At 37.9% G+C, this 17,931-nt stretch carries 20 protein-coding genes; 12 read left to right on the plus strand and 8 right to left on the minus strand.

Annotated elements, in window-relative coordinates; translation table 11 throughout:
* The first annotated feature begins 95 nt into the window (after positions 1-95).
* From E1750_RS06170 to E1750_RS06205, 8 genes are all read left to right on the plus strand, one after another.
* Positions 96-1,202 (plus strand): glycosyltransferase, encoded by a 1,107-nt coding sequence (locus E1750_RS06170; RefSeq protein WP_133275937.1) that lies wholly within the window; start codon positions 96-98, stop codon positions 1,200-1,202.
* Positions 1,193-1,744 (plus strand): RNA polymerase sigma factor, encoded by a 552-nt coding sequence (locus E1750_RS06175; protein WP_133275938.1) that lies wholly within the window; start codon positions 1,193-1,195, stop codon positions 1,742-1,744. The genes E1750_RS06170 and E1750_RS06175 overlap by 10 nt, the downstream gene beginning before the upstream one ends.
* A gap of 107 nt (positions 1,745-1,851) precedes the next feature.
* Positions 1,852-2,895 (plus strand): site-specific tyrosine recombinase/integron integrase, encoded by a 1,044-nt coding sequence (gene xerA / locus E1750_RS06180; RefSeq protein WP_133275939.1) that lies wholly within the window; start codon positions 1,852-1,854, stop codon positions 2,893-2,895.
* A 158-nt stretch (positions 2,896-3,053) separates the two neighbouring features.
* Entirely contained in the window at positions 3,054-3,533 is a 480-nt protein-coding gene (locus tag E1750_RS06185) for an SRPBCC family protein (protein ID WP_133275940.1), read from the plus strand.
* The gene (locus E1750_RS06190) at positions 3,523-4,242 is read left to right on the plus strand and encodes a class I SAM-dependent methyltransferase (RefSeq protein ID WP_133275941.1); all 720 of its coding nucleotides are present in this window, start codon (positions 3,523-3,525) and stop codon (positions 4,240-4,242) included. The genes E1750_RS06185 and E1750_RS06190 overlap by 11 nt, the downstream gene beginning before the upstream one ends.
* 192 nt (positions 4,243-4,434) lie before the next feature.
* Positions 4,435-4,965: a hypothetical protein gene (locus E1750_RS06195; protein WP_133275942.1), complete on the plus strand. Its 531-nt coding sequence runs from the start codon at positions 4,435-4,437 to the stop codon at positions 4,963-4,965.
* 650 nt (positions 4,966-5,615) lie between these two features.
* The gene (locus tag E1750_RS06200; protein ID WP_133275943.1) at positions 5,616-5,990 is read left to right on the plus strand and encodes a hypothetical protein; all 375 of its coding nucleotides are present in this window, start codon (positions 5,616-5,618) and stop codon (positions 5,988-5,990) included.
* A 10-nt stretch (positions 5,991-6,000) separates the two neighbouring features.
* Positions 6,001-6,354, plus strand: coding sequence for a hypothetical protein (locus E1750_RS06205; protein ID WP_133275944.1), 354 nt, complete (start codon positions 6,001-6,003; stop codon positions 6,352-6,354).
* A 229-nt stretch (positions 6,355-6,583) separates the two neighbouring features.
* On the opposite strand, the gene E1750_RS06210 is transcribed toward E1750_RS06205, so the two are convergent.
* Positions 6,584-7,693, minus strand: coding sequence for an IS91 family transposase (locus E1750_RS06210; protein ID WP_133275945.1), 1,110 nt, complete (start codon positions 7,691-7,693; stop codon positions 6,584-6,586).
* Positions 7,678-8,538, minus strand: a complete 861-nt coding sequence (locus E1750_RS06215) for a tyrosine-type recombinase/integrase (protein WP_227873971.1) — start codon at positions 8,536-8,538, stop codon at positions 7,678-7,680. The genes E1750_RS06210 and E1750_RS06215 overlap by 16 nt, the downstream gene beginning before the upstream one ends.
* Positions 8,539-8,845: 307 nt before the next feature.
* On the opposite strand from E1750_RS06215, the gene E1750_RS06220 reads away from it, so the two are divergent.
* Both E1750_RS06220 and E1750_RS06225 read left to right on the plus strand, forming a co-directional pair.
* Positions 8,846-9,244 (plus strand): hypothetical protein, encoded by a 399-nt coding sequence (locus E1750_RS06220; protein WP_133275947.1) that lies wholly within the window; start codon positions 8,846-8,848, stop codon positions 9,242-9,244.
* Positions 9,245-9,284: 40 nt separating this feature from the next.
* On the plus strand, positions 9,285-9,629 hold the full coding sequence (locus tag E1750_RS06225; RefSeq protein ID WP_133275948.1) for a hypothetical protein: 345 nt from the start codon (positions 9,285-9,287) through the stop codon (positions 9,627-9,629).
* Between the two features lie 235 nt (positions 9,630-9,864).
* On the opposite strand, the gene E1750_RS06230 is transcribed toward E1750_RS06225, so the two are convergent.
* Both E1750_RS06230 and E1750_RS06235 read right to left on the minus strand, forming a co-directional pair.
* The gene (locus tag E1750_RS06230; RefSeq protein ID WP_133275949.1) at positions 9,865-10,974 is read right to left on the minus strand and encodes an IS91 family transposase; all 1,110 of its coding nucleotides are present in this window, start codon (positions 10,972-10,974) and stop codon (positions 9,865-9,867) included.
* Positions 10,959-11,789 (minus strand): tyrosine-type recombinase/integrase, encoded by an 831-nt coding sequence (locus E1750_RS06235; protein ID WP_227873972.1) that lies wholly within the window; start codon positions 11,787-11,789, stop codon positions 10,959-10,961. Before E1750_RS06235 ends, E1750_RS06230 begins: the two co-directional genes overlap by 16 nt.
* 594 nt (positions 11,790-12,383) lie before the next feature.
* Between E1750_RS06235 and E1750_RS06240 the strand changes: the two genes are divergently transcribed.
* Positions 12,384-12,620, plus strand: coding sequence for a hypothetical protein (locus E1750_RS06240; RefSeq protein ID WP_133275950.1), 237 nt, complete (start codon positions 12,384-12,386; stop codon positions 12,618-12,620).
* A gap of 234 nt (positions 12,621-12,854) precedes the next feature.
* On the opposite strand, the gene E1750_RS06245 is transcribed toward E1750_RS06240, so the two are convergent.
* Together E1750_RS06245 and E1750_RS06250 are read right to left on the minus strand one after the other, a co-directional pair.
* Positions 12,855-13,964, minus strand: coding sequence for an IS91 family transposase (locus E1750_RS06245; protein ID WP_133275951.1), 1,110 nt, complete (start codon positions 13,962-13,964; stop codon positions 12,855-12,857).
* Complete coding sequence (locus E1750_RS06250; protein WP_227873973.1) at positions 13,949-14,779, minus strand: tyrosine-type recombinase/integrase; 831 nt, start codon at positions 14,777-14,779, stop codon at positions 13,949-13,951. Before E1750_RS06250 ends, E1750_RS06245 begins: the two co-directional genes overlap by 16 nt.
* Positions 14,780-15,124: 345 nt before the next feature.
* Between E1750_RS06250 and E1750_RS06255 the strand changes: the two genes are divergently transcribed.
* The gene (locus E1750_RS06255) at positions 15,125-15,484 is read left to right on the plus strand and encodes a hypothetical protein (protein ID WP_133275952.1); all 360 of its coding nucleotides are present in this window, start codon (positions 15,125-15,127) and stop codon (positions 15,482-15,484) included.
* A gap of 232 nt (positions 15,485-15,716) precedes the next feature.
* Here the strand turns inward: E1750_RS06255 and E1750_RS06260 are convergent, their stop codons facing one another.
* Positions 15,717-16,826, minus strand: a complete 1,110-nt coding sequence (locus tag E1750_RS06260) for an IS91 family transposase (RefSeq protein ID WP_133275953.1) — start codon at positions 16,824-16,826, stop codon at positions 15,717-15,719.
* A complete protein-coding gene (locus tag E1750_RS06265; protein ID WP_227873967.1) occupies positions 16,811-17,641 on the minus strand; it encodes a tyrosine-type recombinase/integrase in 831 nt (276 codons plus the stop codon). The genes E1750_RS06260 and E1750_RS06265 overlap by 16 nt, the downstream gene beginning before the upstream one ends.
* Between the last annotated feature and the right edge of the window lie 290 nt (positions 17,642-17,931).

Genomic DNA, 17,931 nt, shown 5'->3' on the forward strand with positions numbered 1-17,931 from the left:
TCCAATTAAAATATAAAACTAATTGCAGTTTGACAATGAGAAATTGGTGATTGATAATTATCTTTGTACCCATTTTAAAAAGAAGCCAAACCAATATGTTACTGTTCACTCTATACTTTTTTATTGTTGTAGTTGCTATCCAACTTATATATTACCTCCTAGTTTTTGCGAAATTTGCTTTCGCCAAAGCGCAAAAATCAACACCAAAAAAAATATCGGTTTCTGTCATTGTTTGCGCCAAAAATGAGGCCGAAAACGCCATTCGATTCGTTCCGTTGCTTGCGGAACAAGACTATCACGATTACGAAATCATTTTGATTGACGACGCATCGAGTGACCACACTTTGGAAATATTCGAAGAATTTGAAAAACAATATTCCAATATCCGATTGGTCAAAGTAAAAAACAACGAAGCCTTTTGGGGAAACAAAAAATATGCATTGACACTTGGAATAAAAGCGGCTAAAAAAGATTATTTATTGTTTATTGACGCCGATTGTTACCCCTTCTCGAAAGATTGGATTACGAGCATGAGTTCCCAATTTACCATGCAAAAAACCATTGTTTTGGGTTATGGAGCCTACGAAAAAGTTGCCAATTCTTTCCTAAATAAAATCATCCGTTTCGAAACGATGCTTACCGCAATTCAGTATTTTTCTTGGGCAAAAATCGGCCAGCCTTATATGGGAATCGGTCGCAATTTGGCTTACAAAAAAGAGGAATTTTTCAATGTAAATGGGTTTATCAGTCACATTCAAATTCGTTCAGGCGACGATGATTTATTCATCAATCAGGTGGCGACCAAAAAAAATACGACGATTTGTTTTTCGCCGGAAAGTTTCACTTATTCGGAGCCAAAAACCACTTTCAAAGGTTGGTTTACGCAAAAACGCCGACACGTATCAACAGCGCAACATTATAAAACTTTCGACAAAATTCAATTGGCCCTATTTTATTTAACTCAATTGCTATTTATCACTTTAGCAACTGTTTTACTTGCTTTTCAGTTTCAATGGATTATCGTTTTGAGTTTAATAGGCTTTCGTTATTTATGCACTTGGATAGTTCTTGGCTTCTCAGCCGGAAAATTAAAAGAAAAAGATGTGATGTATTGGTTTCCCATTATCGAAATAGTTCTTATCTTCACACAATTAAATATCTTCATTAGCAATATTTTCTCAAAACCCGTCCATTGGAAATAAACAAACAGATAGAAAAAGCAAAAAAAGGGGATCAAGTTGCCTTCACTTTTCTGTTGGATTTTTATTGGAATGAAGTGTACGGTTTTATGCTCAAACGCACCGAAAACGAAACCAATGCCGAGGATATTACCATAGAAACCTTTTCGAAAGCTTTTGACAAAATAGCGAGTTACAATCCTGAATTTCAGTTCAATACTTGGCTAATTGCTATTGCCAAAAACGTTCATATCGATTTGTTACGCAAAAAAAAATCGGGTCTTTTCATCGAAATTACGGACGATGAAAACCAGCAAGCGTACAATATTGCCGACACTACTCCGTCGGCTGAGGATGAACTGATTACCGAACAAAATTTGTCGCAATTATTGCAGTTTATCAAAGAACTCAAACCCCATTATCAGGAAGTCATACAACTGCGCTATTTTCAGGAAATGAGCTATCAGGAAATTGCCAGCAAAATTGACGAACCCCTGAGCAATGTGAAAATAAAACTGCTTCGCGCCAAGAAATTATTGGCGGAAATCATTCAGGATAAGCGGTAATTTGGGTGTTCACAAAACTGAAACAACCAACAATCTGCGTTGAACAGTAGTAGAATTTTAAAAGAGCACAAATTTTTAACTATTTTTGAGACCATTAAATTCTGATTATGAACTGGAGCGCAAAAATCATCACCCATAAAAAAGTAAAGAGAATAGCAGTCTATTTCGAAAAGAATGCTGACTTGATTGCTCGAATCAAACAAATTGATGGCGTTCGCTGGAGTCAAACCTTGCGCGCTTGGCACCTACCTGATACTGAGGAAAACCGAATTCGGTTTAAACTTACACCCCTACAACACACTATTCCTTCGGAGGAAGGCATCGCACAAATAGAAAGGTTCAAACAATGGATGCGTTCCAAACGCTATAGCGAAAGCACGATTGCTACTTATAGTGAAGCCTTGAAATCCTTCTTGGTTTTTTATCGTGACAAAGCCGTTGCCGAAATTACCAATGAGGATGTGATTGTGTACAACAACGAGTATATTTTGAAAAATAATCTTTCGGCTTCGTATCAAAATCAGGTAACGAATGCAATAAAGCTATTCTTTCAAACCATTCGCAACACTAAAATGATTGTCGATAAAATACACAGACCCAAACGCGCTAAGGTTTTACCTAATGTTTTGAGTAAAGAAGAAATTAAATTGATTTTGAATGCCCACAGCAACATCAAACACAAAGCGATGCTATCGATGATTTATAGTTGTGGATTACGTCGCAGCGAGTTATTGCATCTTAAGTTTTCGGACATCGATTCCAATAGAAATATAGTTTTGCTCAAAAATGCCAAAGGCAAAAAAGACCGAATTGCGCCATTATCGCCAAAAATTCTGCAAATACTACGAGAATATTATAAAGACTACAAACCAGCAGTGTGGCTATTTGAAGGACAAATTAAAGGCGAACAATATTCTGAAAAGAGTTTGCAAAGCGTATTGAAACAAGCTCTGCAAAAAACTGGTATTACTAAACCAGTGACCTTGCATTGGTTAAGACACAGTTACGCTACACATTTACTCGAAAGCGGCACCGATTTGAGATATATACAAGAACTATTAGGACATAGTAGTAGTAAAACGACCGAGATTTACACTCACGTTAGTACGAAAAGTATTCAACAAATAAAAAGTCCTTTTGATGATTTGTAAGAAAAAATTATTATATTTGAATACTAATAAAGTCTGACTGCTGTCAGACCTATCCACCCGAATATGGAGTGATAGGTCTGATTTTGTCAGACCTATATACTAGTTAGTGGCAAGGCTAAACGAGAACTGCACCAAAAAGACAAACAGACAAAAAACAGATGCCTAAAATTGAACTCATAACTGAAATAAACTCTACACTTGAAATTTGCTTTGACTTGTCACGAAGTATTGACCTCCATAAAATTTCTACTGCTCAAACAAATGAACAAGCAATTGCAGGGAGAACGAGCGGACTAATAAATTTAAATGAGACTGTAACTTGGCAAGCAACACACTTTGGAGTTAAACAAAAACTGACTTCAAAAATTACTGCATTGGAAAGACCAAATTATTTTACTGACAAACAAGTAAAAGGTATTTTTAAGTCAATTGTTCACGAACACAAATTTGAAAAAGTTGGAAATATGGTTATAATGAAAGATATTTTTGAATTTCATTCACCGTTTGGTTTTTTAGGTAAATTATTCAATCAGCTCGTTCTAACAAACTATCTGAAAAGATTACTTATCAATCGAAACCAAATAATAAAAGAATTTGCGGAGACGGAAAAATGGAAAGAAGTACTTGATGGAGAATAATATTTACAATCCCGAATATGTAAAAGGACTTTTTAACAAGATGAGTAGTTCTTATGAGCGAATGAATTTTATTACTTCATTTGGATTTTCAATTCGTTGGAGAAGACAATTTTTGGAAACTTTTAAACAGACACAACATAAAGCAGAAATAATTGACTTGCTAACAGGAATGGGTGAAACTTGGAATGCAACAAAAAATAAATTACCGAACTCTACCTTGACAGTTCTTGACTTTTCAGATGGAATGTTGAAATATGCAAAACAGAAAAGCGAAACAAAATACAACAATGAAATTATTGTATTGCAACAAGACATTTTAAAAAACAAGCTACCAAGCAATCATTATGACTTTGTAACTTGTGCGTTCGGACTTAAAACATTTAATGATGAACAATTAAATGTTTTAGCTTTAGAAACAAAGCGAATATTAAAATCTGGTGGACAGTTTTCATTTATAGAAGTTTCTAAGCCAAACAACAGAATATTAAAAACACTATATGGCTTTTACCTTGGGAAAATCATTCCAATTTTAGGACGACTATTACTTGGAAACCCAGAAGAATATAAAATGCTTTGGCAATACACTAACAAGTTTGACAATGCAAAAAAGGCGACAGAGATATTTGCAGACACGGGTTTAAAAACAGAATTCAATTCTTATTTTTACGGTTGTGCGACAGGATTTTATGGAACTAAAACAGATGATTAGAAAAAGCCCAGCCACTAACAGCCGTTTTGCAAAAGCGGGGGTTTTGTGCTTCTATGACAGTGAAGTGCTAAATTCAAGCTTTGTGCTTCTAATGAAGTTTAGTGCTGAAAATCCCCGCCTTCGCAAAGCGGCAAAACGTTAGCAAACATTTTACCACAACCAACTGAAAAACAGAAATATAACATAATTAATATGAAAAAAAAACTTTTTATCCTTATCTCTATTTTGGCAATAAGCTGTAATAAAGATGAAACTGATGTTCAAACTGATAAGAGTTCAATAAATTTAGTCACAGGAGTTAATTTTAGACAAGACACAAACGATACAGGATTAAAACTTGGAAACCCAAATGTTTTAGTAAATAACAAGTTTTTACTTTATCCTAATCCGGCAAACGAATCGGTTTATATTTTAGCAGAAGAAAATGTTACAGATGTTTGGTTTGTATCAGCAAATCCAGAAAAAATTCATCAAGATGTAAACTTCAGCAATGTTTTGAATACAAATTTGTATAACGAACAATCAATTATCTCAAATTCAAATTTTTCTCTTATTGGACAATCTTCAAACAGTTTTAAAATGAACATAGGAACTCTTGCAAAAGGATATTATAAAGTATTCGTTAAAATTGGTGGAAAAATATATTGGGATAATTTATATAAATATGAAAACCAAGGCAATAACGAAGAACAATTTAGCAAAATAAATGATTTTTGGAAATAAAAATTAGGGCTAAAAAAACGTTTGCTAACAGCTACTACAACGGATTTGGGCAATTGGCTTAATAGAAAGTTGGTTTTGTATTTGGGATGATTTGGCAAATCCGAAAATAGGGCTTAATTTAGTCCCAAACCCGCTGTAGTAGCGGGACGTTAGAGCGAAATTGGCGAGTCCTACGCGTACAATGCGCAATGAATTTTAGAGATATTTTTATTGTGATTTTAAGAAGAATAAAGCATTTAGGCTTCAAGTCTTTCGATTGAGAATCGTAGAAAGTTCACTTTCAATACGTTTGACAACGTAAAAGACTTGGCTAAGTTATCGAAAATAAATGACAAAGTCAAGAGTTTATCTTCGAGAACTTAAAAATCGCATAAAAAATAGAGCCCTAAAACCCTATTATTAACTGCGCCTAGCAGGCTTGCTAAGGGCAATAAATAATAGTTTCATTAAAATAGTTGCATTGAAAATTATTTGGAGTAGGATCGCCAACTCCATTACTAAAAAATTAGTAACTTCGCCTAACAGGCCGATTGGAGAAAGAAAAAAAGGCCAAATTCTTGACACCGTCAAGGCCTTTTTTCCCTTCACCAAGCGGCCGGTACGTTGTGCGACACTTTCGAGCGACAGAAACCGAAAATAAAAATAGAAAAATGAGTTGGGATATTGTATTATTTAGTTCAGAACAAAATTTAGTTTCTTTAGAAAATCTAAACGAAGATTTACTAAAACCAATTGATTTTGACAAAGTTTTGAAATCAAAATTTGAAAACATAAAAAAATCCGAAAACCATAACGAAATTATTGGCAAAGATTTCTCTATTGATTTTTTTGATGATGAAGAATTGGTTAGTAACAAAATGTTAAGTTTATACGGCGAAAATGGATTGTTTGAATTAATCAAAATTGCAAAAGTGGAAAATTGGCAAATTTATGATAGCGGAAATGACAAAATGATAAACCTCGAAAAACCCGAAGAAAATGGATATGGAAATTTCCAAAAATATCTAAATAATCTAAACGAATAAATTGCAAATTATGAAAACCTCAAAATATTTAATAGAAATTCAAAAAAGATTGCCTGACGATATAATTATACAGAACGAAACATCTTTTGAATTTACCGAAGATGAATTTGTAAGTATTCTTACTTGGATAAAAAATTTTAATGAGCATTACAGAATATTCGGAAAAAGCGAACAACCATATATAAAATTTCCTATAATCTCAAAAAGATTACGTCTAGATTTTGGATTATTTAATTATCCAAACGAATTAGAAATAAATAAAGGTGGATTTATAATTTATATTTCAGAAAACGGAAAGTTATTAAATGGAACAACTAAAAAAAATATCACTGTAAAAGAATTAATAACAACTTGGCAATTATAAAAAAGAAAAGCGATCGCACAACAGCTAGGGTTTCGTTGCGTGCGCAGCACGAACAATGAAACCCGTGTTGAACGGAACCGATTACATATCCGTCAACACTATGGAGTTATCGTAAAAATTTTAGAGAGAATTACAAGAGGCAAGTGAGCCTCTTTTTTTTGGAGTAGATATTTATTGGTTTTTCTCGTGTTTTCCTTCACTTTAGAGCATAAAATCCCTTACCCATAAATTAGTTTTTACAGGGAATTGTGTTTTGGCTACCGCCAAGATACCAAGCAGGCGGACCACGCTTGTCAAAAACCGCTATCCGATGCAAATTGCCCGTTTTGCAACACGGACACTTGGGAAAAAAAGGCTTCTTTTCTCGCTTTTCCAATACTTTTACCTTCAGCTTTTCTTGTAAAAGTTTTAGCTTTTGACGCTTCCAAGTGCTGCTCAAAAAGCCATAATGCCGAATCTTGACAAAGCGTTTGGGCAAAATGTGCAAAGCAAATCGCCTAATAAACTCCTGATGCGTGAGCGTCATTTGCTTTTTGACTCCTGCCACTCGATAATCCTTGTACTCAAAAGTCACATTTTCGTTGTCGATAGTTTTGATTCTCCGGTTGCTAATGGCAATCTTGTGCGTATATCTCCCCAAATATTCCACCACCGACTTGGGGCTTCCAAATGGCTTTTTAGCAAAAACAATCCAAGGTTTTTGCCATAATTCTTGCCGAATTTGCTCATACTTGATAGGCTCTTTTTTTTTGAGTTTTGCACAATATTTAGCCCTAAACACCTTTGACAAGGCTTTGACTGGAAACAAGAATTTGCCATCGGTTCGGCTATTTTGCCATTGTCCGTTTTTAGCTATTCCGCCGCCAGGAACAATGCAATGCAGGTGCGGATGTAAACTCAATTGTTGTCCCCAAGTGTGCAAAACCGCAATCATACCCATTTGCATTTGTTTGGTTTTGCCAAAAGTTTGAATCGTTTCCCAAGTCGCTTCAAAGAGCGTATCGTACACTACTTTGGGCTGATGTATAGCCAATGAATTAATCGCTTCAGGCAAGGTAAAAACAACGTGGAAATAAGGCACTGGCAAGAGTTCCGTGCTTCTAGCCTCTATCCAATCTTCTCGTTTGTTGCTCTGACACTTGGGACAATGACGATTGCGGCAAGAATTATAACTAATGGTCAGATGGCCACATTCATCGCAAGCATCGATATGACCGCCCAATTTGGCTGTTCTGCATTTTTTGATAGCATCAAGCGTTCGAAGTTGCCAAGTATTGAGTCCATAACTCTCGATTTTAGAACCTACTTTTCTAAGGACATCGGCTACTTCCGTCTGCATTTCTCGAAAAGCGTATCGAGTGGACTAAAGATGCGTTGACTGTCGAGTTGGGCAATCTGCAAATACTCCATCGTGGTCTCGATATTTTGATGTCCCAAAAGGTCTTTCAGGGTCATAATATCCATTCCATCTTCGAGCAAATGTGTGGCGTAAGAGTGCCGAAGCGTATGTACGTGAACTTCTTTTTTCACACCAGCAGCTTTGGCTACTTGTTTGACTGCCCATTGCACACCTCGCTGGCTGTACCGAGAATCGAAGTCTCCGCCAGCTCTTTCGATAGGCTGACCGTTGAAAAGATAATCTTGTGGTTTTTCGGCTTCAATGTAGGTTTTGAGTCCCCGAATTAAATGTACTGAAAGTGGAACGTAACGGTCTTTTTTGCCTTTGCCCTGAACTACTTTGAGTTGTTGTCTGTCGAAATCCAAATCCTGTAAACGAACGCTTCGAACTTCCATACAACGAAGTCCGCAACCATAAAGCAAACCAATAAGAATGCGGTGTTTGAGTAGTTTGGTGTTTTGAAGCATTGCCCAAACTTCTTCTTTGCTCAAAACAACAGGCAATTTCTTATCGTGTTTTATCGACGGAAGTCGAAGGTATTCATAAGGAATCCCTTCCGATTTTAGCAAAAACCGAAGCCCGTAAACGCAATGTTTAAAGTAGGTTTGCGATGGGGTTTTGGACTTTTTTTGTTGGTAAAACAAGTAGTCCTGAACTTGTTCAGGATCGAGTTCTGTGGGGATTTTGCCAAAATACAGCGAAATAGCCGCTACGTGGCGCGAATAATTGTTAAACGTACTTTGGCTTCTGCCTAAAACCGAAACGGTGCGCTCAAAACGAGCCAATAGTTCCTCAAAACCGGGAACTTCGCGCTTGGCTTGGTTGATAATTTTGTTTTCTCTTAAATCATCCGGATGCTTTTTTTTGTAGTCATAATTTCAAAGTTTTAATTATCTTTGAAAGGTACAAAATCAGCGCGAGGGCTACCGAAGGTTTAGTTCAACAAGGGTTTTGCGTCAGGCGGGCTGAAGTGCAAAATTCAACGGTAGTATTTCAATTGAACATTAATAATAATATCAACTTTTGTGCTTCGATTTCCCGCCCGAACGCAAAGCCCCGAAACGTTAGCAGTAACTTTAAAAAACTTTCGTGATGAAACTTATAAATAAATCTATCAAAATTATCTATTACTCAATTTTCACTATTATATTAGTTTTCGTAATAGTTTCTGTTGCTTCATATTTAAATGTTTATTTGCGATATGGAGAAGTTCCTTCTTCAATTGATTTTACTCAAGAATTTGTAGATTCTGGAAAGCAATTCAATATTTTTCCTGAAAAAGCTGGAACAATTATTATGTTAGCATATTTATTTACAATTGCTATTTCCTTCGGATTTGTACCATTACTTTTCATTTTAAATTTTTTCAACAATAATATTAATCTATATAAAAAATTAGCTTTAATACTAATAACTATAAATATATTCGTTTATATCCAATTCTGTTGTTTTAGCTATATGAATTGGTATTTTGGATATGTGCTTGATTAACAATAAAAGCTACTGCAAACAGCGTAATATAAAACTAGAGATGATAACCGTAGAAGAATTAATTGACACTTTAGACAATGATGCGACAGAAGCTGACTTAAAATCTGCTGCAGAAAGTTTATTAGAAGCTATAAGCGATTGGCCTACAAGTATAAGTGAGCCAAGTGAACTTGTAACAGAATTGAAACTCCATATAAATTCAAAGCTTACATTTAAAAACATTGAAAGGTTTCTGAAAACTCAAAGAGTGGAAAAAGATGCGTGGAAAATGGAATCGTTGAGTTCAATATTGAATATCTTTAAAATCGAGCGCAATGAAATTGTTGATGGAGAACTTGAATTGGAAGTATTGCTTCAGAGAATTACTAACCGTTTAAAAATCTAAAAAAGCTACTGCTAACAGCTAGGGTTTCGTTGCGGCTGCAAGCCGAACAATGAAACCCGTGTTGAACGGAACCGATTACACGTCCGTCAACACTATGGAGTTATCGTAAAATATTTGGAGTCCCGATAGCTATCGGGAGTAAGAGGATTTAGAGTCCTCTTTTTTTTGGAGTAATTTCAGCTTGGTTTTTTGGTGTTTTCCTTCACTTGTGAGCATAAAATCCCTTACCCATAAATTAGTTTTTACAGGGAATAGAGCTTTGGCTATCGCCAAGATACCAAGCAGGCGGCCCACGCTGGTCGAAAATCGCTATCCGGTGCAAATTGCCCGTTTTGCAACAGGGACATTTGGGTAAAAAAAGCTTCTTTTCTCGCTTTTCTAGTACTTTTACTTGGAGTTTCTCCTGCAATAGTTTGAGCTTCTCACGCTTCCAAGTGCTGCTTAAAAAACCATAATGTCTGATTTTCACAAACCGCTTGGGCAAAATATGCAACGCAAACCGCCTTATAAACTCCTGATGCGAGAGCGTCATTTGCTTTTTGACTCCTGCCACTCGATAATCTTTATATTCAAAAGTCACGTTTTGGTCGTCAATGCTTTTGATTCTCCGATTGCTAATGGCTATTTTATGCGTATATCTTCCCAAATATTCCACCACCGATTTGGGACTTCCAAAAGGCTTTTTGGCAAAAACAACCCACGGTTTTTGCCATAACGCTTGCCTGATTTGCTCGTACTTTATGGGTTCTTTTTCTTTGAGTTTTGCACAATATTTAGCCCTAAACACTTTCGATAATGCCTTGACTGGGAATAAGAATTTGCCATCGGTTCGGCTATTTTGCCATTGTCCGTTTTTACCTATTCCTCCACCAGGAACAATACAATGCAGGTGCGGATGTAAAGACAACTGTTGTCCCCAAGTGTGTAAAACCGCAAACATTCCCATTTGCATTTCTTTGGTTTTGCCAAAAGTTTGCAGGGTTTCCCAAGTCGCTTCAAACAAAGTATCGTACACTACTTTGGGCTGATGTATAGCCAATGAATTAATCGCTTCAGGCAAGGTAAAAACAACGTGGAAGTATGGTACTGGCAAGAGTTCCGTGCTTCTAGACTCTATCCAATCCTCTCGATTTTTACCCTGACATTTGGGACAGTGTCGGTTCCGGCAAGAGTTGTAACTAATGGTTAGATTTCCACATTCATCGCAAGCATCGATATGACCACCCAATTCGGCTGTTCGGCATTTTTTGATGGCATAAAGCGTGCGCAATTGCCAAGTATTGAGTCCATAACTCTCGATTTTAGAACCTACTTTTCGCAGTACATCGGCTACCTCCGCCTGCATTTCTCGAAAAGCGTATCGAGTGGACTAAAAATGCGTTGGCTCGCGAGCTGGGCTATCTGCAAATACTCCATCGTAGTTTCGATATTTTGATGTCCCAAAAGGTCTTTCAGGGTCATAATATCCATACCATCTTCGAGCAAATGTGTGGCGTAAGAGTGCCGAAGCGTATGCACATGAACTTCTTTTTTCACACCAGCAGCTTTGGCTACTTGTTTGACTGCCCATTGTACGCCTCTCTGGCTGTACCGACTGTCAAAATCGCCTCCGGCTCTTTCAATGGGCTGACCGTTGAAAAGATAATCCTTGGGTTTTTCGGCTTCGATGTACTTTTTTAATCCCCGAATCAAGTGTTCCGAAAGCGGAACGTAACGGTCTTTTTTGCCTTTGCCTTGCACTACTTTGAGTTGTTGTCTGTCGAAATCTAAATCCTGCAAACGTACACTTCTGGCTTCCATACAACGCAATCCGCAACCATAAAGCAAGCCAATAAGAATGCGGTGTTTGAGCAATTTGGCTTTTTGAAGCATTGCCCAAACTTCTTCTTTGCTCAAAACAACTGGAAGCGTTTTCTCGTGTTTTATCGACGGAAGTCGAAGGTATTCATACGGAAGTCCTTCTGATTTTAGCAAAAATCGTAGTCCGTAAACACAGTGTTTAAAGTACGTTTGCGATGGGGTTTTGGACTTTTTCTGTTGGTAAAACAAGTAGTCCTGCACTTGTTCAGGATCCAATTCCGTTGGAATTTTGCCAAAATACAGCGAAATCGAAGCCACGTGCCGCGAATAATTGCTAAACGTGCTTTGGCTTCGTCCCAATACCGAAACCGTGCGCTCAAAACGAGCTAATAGTTCCTCAAAACCGGGAACTTCGCGCTTGGCTTGGTTGATAATTTTGTTTTCTCTTAATAAATCTGGATGCTTTTTTTTGTAGTCATAATTTCAAAGTTTTAATTATCTTTGAAAGGTACAAAATCAGCGCGAGTGCTACCGAAGGTTTAGTTCAACAGCTACTACAACGGATTTGGGCATTTGGCTTAATGGAAAAATGGTTTTGTATTTGGCAGTTTTGTGATAACCGAAAAATAAATCTTAATTTAGAACCCAAACCCGCTGTAGTACCAGAACGTTGTGTGCAAGTTTATCAGAAAATTTACGGTTAAAAGAAAACAGATAAAATCAATTAATGGAAAATCCTTTCAACAAAATTAAAACCACAATCATATTCTTTGTAGCATACTTTTTATTGGCAATACTTGTAAATATTTTGGTTCCGGGAGATATGTGTAATCCAGGCGGAGGATTTGCGATGATATTTCTATTAGTCCCAATAACAATAATATTGATTCTTATTAGAATTGTAAAGTATTACCGCGAACATTAAACAACAGCAAAAACTTAGCAAAATTAAAAATGGCTACACAAATTTGTCCAAAATGCAAAACAGATAATTTTGTTTGGAATATTGATGAGGAAGAAACTTCATTAACAAAATGGAGTTGTCTAAATTGTAATTATGTTGTATTTGAAAATGAAAGCGACGAAAGAAATTGTTTAGTGTGTAATCATAAATCCGAAACTAAACTGAAAGATAATAGTACGGAATTTTGGTGGTGTAGTAATTGCAATACAACAACAAAAAGTGAATAAAAACCAGCACACAACAGCTAGGGTTTCGTTGCGGCTGCAAGCCGAACAATGAAACCCGTGTTGAACGGAACCGATTACATATCGGTCAACACTATGGAGTTTTCGTAAAGTTTTGAGAGAGCCCCGAAGGGTCGGGATCAAGAGGCAAGTGCGCCTCTTTTTTTTTGGAGCGATTTCAAAATCATTTTATAGTGTTTTCGGTCACTTTTGGGCATAAAATCCCTTACCCATTATTTAGTTTTTATAGGGAATAGAGCTTTGGCTACCGCCAAGATACCAAGCAGGCGGCCCACGCTGGTCAAAAACGGCTATTCGGTGTAAATTGCCCGTTTTACAGCAAGGACACTTGGGCAAAAAGAGCTTTTTTTCTGCTTTTTCCAGAACTTTTACTTCGAGTTTCTCCTGCAAAAGTTTGAGCTTTTCCCGCTTCCAAGTGCTACTCAAAAAACCATAATGACGAATCTTGACAAAGCGTTTGGGCAAAATGTGCAAAGCAAATCGCCTAATAAACTCCTGATGCGTGAGCGTCATTTGCTTTTTGACTCCCGCCACTCGATAATCCTTGTACTCAAAAGTTACATTTTCGTTGTCGATAGTTTTTATTCTTCGGTTGCTAATGGCTATTTTATGGGTATATCTCCCTAAATATTCCACCACTGATTTGGGACTTCCAAAAGGTTTTTTGGCAAAAACAATCCAAGGTTTTTGCCACAACTCTTGCCGGATTTGCTCATACTTTATGGGTTCTTTTTCTTTGAGTTTTGCACAATATTTAGCCCTAAACACTTTTGACAAGGCTTTGACTGGAAACAAGAATTTGCCATCGGTTCGGCTATTTTGCCATTGTCCGTTTTTAGCTATTCCGCCGCCAGGAACAATGCAATGCAGGTGTGGATGTAAACTCAATTGTTGCCCCCAAGTGTGCAAAACCGCAATCATTCCCATTTGCATTTCCTTGGTTTTGCCAAAAGTTTGAATCGTTTCCCAAGTCGCTTCAAACAAAGTATCATACACCAGTTTTGGACTGTGAATCGCCAATGCATTAATGCTATCGGGTAAAGTAAAAACCAGGTGAAAATATGGCACTGGCAAGAGTTCCGTACTTCTAGCCTCTATCCAATCTTCTCGTTTGTTGCCCTGACACTTGGGACAATGACGGTTGCGGCAAGAGTTGTAACTAATAGTCAGATTTCCACATTGATCGCAAGCATCGATATGACCACCCAACTGGGCTGTTCGACATTTTTTGATAGCAGAAAGAGTGCGCAATTGCCAAGTATTGAGTCCATAACTCTCGATTTTAGAACCTACTTTTCTAAGGACATCGGCTACTTCCGTCTGCATTTCTCGAAAAGCGTATCGAGTGGACTAAAAATGCGTTGGCTCGCGAGCTGGGCTATCTGCAAATACTCCATCGTAGTTTCGATATTTTGATGTCCCAAAAGGTCTTTCAGGGTCATAATATCCATACCATCTTCGAGCAAATGTGTGGCGTAAGAGTGCCGAAGCGTATGCACATGAACTTCTTTTTTCACACCAGCAGCTTTGGCTACTTGTTTGACTGCCCATTGTACGCCTCTCTGGCTGTACCGACTGTCAAAATCGCCTCCTGCTCTCTCAATGGGCTGACCGTTGAAAAGATAATCCTTGGGTTTTTCGGCTTCGATGTACTTTTTTAATCCCCGAATCAAGTGTTCCGAAAGCGGAACGTAACGGTCTTTTTTGCCTTTGCCTTGCACTACTTTGAGTTGTTGTCTGTCGAAATCTAAATCCTGCAAACGTACACTTCTGGCTTCCATACAACGCAATCCGCAACCATAAAGCAAGCCAATAAGAATGCGGTGTTTGAGCAATTTGGCTTTTTGAAGCATTGCCCAAACTTCTTCTTTGCTCAAAACAACTGGAAGCGTTTTCTCGTGTTTTATCGACGGAAGTCGAAGGTATTCATACGGAAGTCCTTCTGATTTTAGCAAAAATCGTAGTCCGTAAACACAGTGTTTAAAGTACGTTTGCGATGGGGTTTTGGACTTTTTCTGTTGGTAAAACAAATAATCTTGTACTTGTTCGGGATCGAGTTCCGTTGGAATTTTGCCAAAATACAACGAAATCGAAGCCACGTGCCGCGAATAATTGCTAAACGTGCTTTGGCTTCGTCCCAATACCGAAACCGTGCGCTCAAAACGAGCTAATAGTTCCTCAAAACCGGGAACTTCGCGCTTGGCTTGGTTGATAATTTTGTTTTCTCTTAATAAATCCGGATGCTTTTTTTTGTAGTCATAATTTCAAAGTTTTAATTATCTTTGAAAGGTACAAAATCAGCGCGAGTGCTACCGAAGGTTTAGTTCAACAGCCACTACAACGGATTTGGGCAATTGGCTTAATGGGAAAATAGTTTTGTACTTGTTATGATTTGGCAAATCCGAAGAATAGGCTTAATTTAGTCCCAAACCCGCTGTAGTGCCGGAACGTTAGCGGTAAGCCTAAAATCCCTGTAAATAGAACTTATGCAATATTCAATCAACAAAGAAATTAATTCTCTAAGCTTTCTAAAAACTCTTGGAAATAAATTCGATTCGTTCTTGATTGGAGAATTTGAAGTTGAACCGTTTACGAAATGGTCAACAGAATTTGCCGCAGAATATTGGTTTATTAAGCATAGTTTGCTCGAAAATAAAGAAGTTGAACTTGATTTTTCAACGAATGAGTTAGAAAATCTATGCGCAGAAAAGAACTTGAATGTGATATGGTTAACTTTAACCGACAAAAAAAACTTTAAATTAAAATGCGTTGACGGAAGTTGGGAATTGGAAATTTTGAATTCAACATTTGACAGATTAGAAGTAGTAACAAGTTTGGGCGAATAGGCCTACCGCTAACAGCTAGGGTTTCGTTGCGGCTGCAAGCCGAACAATGAAACCCGTGTTGAACGGAACCGATTACATGTCCTTCAACACTATGGAGTTTTCGTAAAGTTTTGAGAGAACCCCGAAGGGTCGGGATCAAGAGGCAAGTGCGCCTCTTTTTTTTTGGAGCGATTTCAAAATCGTTTTATAGTGTTTTCGGTCACTTTTGAGCATAAAATCCCTTACCCATTATTTAGTTTTTATAGGGAATAGAGCTTTGGCTACCGCCAAGATACCAAGCAGGCGGCCCACGCTGGTCAAAAACGGCTATTCGGTGCAAATTGCCCGTTTTACAGCAAGGACACTTGGGCAAAAAGAGCTTTTTTTCGCGTTTTTCTAGTACTTTTACTGCGAGTTTCTCCTGCAAAAGTTTGAGCTTCTCCCGCTTCCAACTGCTGCTTAAAAAACCATAATGACGAATCTTGACAAAGCGTTTGGGCAAAATGTGCAAAGCAAATCGCCTAATAAACTCCTGATGCGTGAGCGTCATTTGCTTTTTGACTCCCGCCACTCGATAATCCTTGTACTCAAAAGTTACATTTTCGTTGTCGATAGTTTTTATTCTTCGGTTGCTAATGGCTATTTTATGGGTATATCTCCCTAAATATTCCACCACTGATTTGGGACTTCCAAAAGGTTTTTTGGCAAAAACAATCCAAGGTTTTTGCCACAACTCTTGCCGGATTTGCTCATACTTTATGGGTTCTTTTTCTTTGAGTTTTGCACAATATTTAGCCCTAAACACTTTTGACAAGGCTTTGACTGGAAACAAGAATTTGCCATCGGTTCGGCTATTTTGCCATTGTCCGTTTTTAGCTATTCCGCCGCCAGGAACAATGCAATGCAGGTGTGGATGTAAACTCAATTGTTGCCCCCAAGTGTGCAAAACCGCAATCATTCCCATTTGCATTTCCTTGGTTTTGCCAAAAGTTTGAATCGTTTCCCAAGTCGCTTCAAAGAGCGTGTCATAAACCAATTTTGGACTGTGAATCGCCAATGCATTAATGCTATCGGGTAAAGTAAAAACCAGGTGAAAATATGGCACTGGCAAGAGTTCCGTACTTCTAGCCTCTATCCAATCTTCTCGTTTGTTGCCCTGACACTTGGGACAATGACGGTTGCGGCAAGAGTTGTAACTAATAGTCAGATTTCCACATTGATCGCAAGCATCGATATGACCACCCAACTGGGCTGTTCGACATTTTTTGATAGCAGAAAGAGTGCGCAATTGCCAAGTATTCAATCCATAGCTCTCGATCTTCGAGCCTACCTTTCTCAGTACATCGGCTACTTCCGTCTGCATTTCTCGAAAAGCGTATCGAGTGGACTAAAAATGCGTTGGCTCGCGAGCTGGGCTATCTGCAAATACTCCATCGTAGTTTCGATATTTTGATGTCCCAAAAGGTCTTTCAGGGTCATAATATCCATACCATCTTCGAGCAAATGTGTGGCGTAAGAGTGCCGAAGCGTATGGGTATGAACTTCTTTTTTCACACCAGCAGCTTTGGCTACTTGTTTGACTGCCCATTGTACGCCTCTCTGGCTGTACCGACTGTCAAAATCGCCTCCGGCTCTTTCAATGGGCTGACCGTTGAAAAGATAATCCTTGGGTTTTTCGGCTTCGATGTACTTTTTTAATCCCCGAATCAAGTGTTCCGAAAGCGGCACGTAACGGTCTTTTTTGCCTTTGCCTTGCACTACTTTGAGTTGTTGTCTGTCGAAATCTAAATCCTGCAAACGTACACTTCTGGCTTCCATACAACGCAAGCCGCAACCATAAAGCAAGCCAATAAGAATGCGGTGTTTGAGCAATTTTGCGTTTTGAAGCATCGCCCAGACTTCTTCTTTGCTCAAAACAACTGGAAGCGTTTTCTCGTGTTTTATCGACGGCAATCGAAGGTATTCATACGGAAGTCCTTCTGATTTTAACAAGAACCGAAGCCCATAAACACAGTGTTTAAAGTACGTTTGCGATGGGGTTTTGGACTTTTTCTGTTGGTAAAACAAGTAGTCCTGCACTTGTTCAGGATCCAATTCCGTTGGAATTTTGCCAAAATACAACGAAATAGCCGCCACGTGCCGCGAATAATTGCTAAACGTGCTTTGGCTTCGTCCCAATACCGAAACCGTGCGCTCAAAACGAGCTAATAGTTCCTCAAAACCGGGAACTTCGCGCTTGGCTTGGTTGATAATTTTGTTTTCTCTTAATAAATCTGGATGCTTTTTTTTGTAGTCATAATTTCAAAGTTTTAATTATCTTTGAAAGGTACAAAATCAGCGCGAGTGCTACCGAAGGTTTAGTTCAACAGCGGTAGCTGTTGCGCAACCTCATTCAAAAACTAAACTTTCAAAATAAGTATAAAAAATAACCTCGTTTAAGCACATTTAAGCGAGGTTTATTTTTAGTT

This window comes from Flavobacterium nackdongense (assembly GCF_004355225.1).
Taxonomy (GTDB): Bacteria; Bacteroidota; Bacteroidia; order Flavobacteriales; family Flavobacteriaceae; genus Flavobacterium; species Flavobacterium nackdongense.

Excerpts from the sequence above, each read along its gene's own strand:
- E1750_RS06170 (WP_133275937.1), top strand. The coding sequence starts at position 96 with ATGTTACTGTTCACTCTATACTTTTTTATTGTTGTAGTTGCTATCCAA.
- xerA (WP_133275939.1), top strand. The coding sequence starts at position 1,852 with ATGAACTGGAGCGCAAAAATCATCACCCATAAAAAAGTAAAGAGAATA.
- E1750_RS06185 (WP_133275940.1), top strand. The coding sequence starts at position 3,054 with ATGCCTAAAATTGAACTCATAACTGAAATAAACTCTACACTTGAAATT.
- E1750_RS06190 (WP_133275941.1), top strand. The coding sequence starts at position 3,523 with ATGGAGAATAATATTTACAATCCCGAATATGTAAAAGGACTTTTTAAC.
- E1750_RS06195 (WP_133275942.1), top strand. The coding sequence starts at position 4,435 with ATGAAAAAAAAACTTTTTATCCTTATCTCTATTTTGGCAATAAGCTGT.
- E1750_RS06200 (WP_133275943.1), top strand. The coding sequence starts at position 5,616 with ATGAGTTGGGATATTGTATTATTTAGTTCAGAACAAAATTTAGTTTCT.
- E1750_RS06205 (WP_133275944.1), top strand. The coding sequence starts at position 6,001 with ATGAAAACCTCAAAATATTTAATAGAAATTCAAAAAAGATTGCCTGAC.
- E1750_RS06210 (WP_133275945.1), bottom strand. The coding sequence starts at position 7,693 with ATGCAGACGGAAGTAGCCGATGTCCTTAGAAAAGTAGGTTCTAAAATC.
- E1750_RS06220 (WP_133275947.1), top strand. The coding sequence starts at position 8,846 with ATGAAACTTATAAATAAATCTATCAAAATTATCTATTACTCAATTTTC.
- E1750_RS06225 (WP_133275948.1), top strand. The coding sequence starts at position 9,285 with ATGATAACCGTAGAAGAATTAATTGACACTTTAGACAATGATGCGACA.
- E1750_RS06230 (WP_133275949.1), bottom strand. The coding sequence starts at position 10,974 with ATGCAGGCGGAGGTAGCCGATGTACTGCGAAAAGTAGGTTCTAAAATC.
- E1750_RS06240 (WP_133275950.1), top strand. The coding sequence starts at position 12,384 with ATGGCTACACAAATTTGTCCAAAATGCAAAACAGATAATTTTGTTTGG.
- E1750_RS06245 (WP_133275951.1), bottom strand. The coding sequence starts at position 13,964 with ATGCAGACGGAAGTAGCCGATGTCCTTAGAAAAGTAGGTTCTAAAATC.
- E1750_RS06255 (WP_133275952.1), top strand. The coding sequence starts at position 15,125 with ATGCAATATTCAATCAACAAAGAAATTAATTCTCTAAGCTTTCTAAAA.
- E1750_RS06260 (WP_133275953.1), bottom strand. The coding sequence starts at position 16,826 with ATGCAGACGGAAGTAGCCGATGTACTGAGAAAGGTAGGCTCGAAGATC.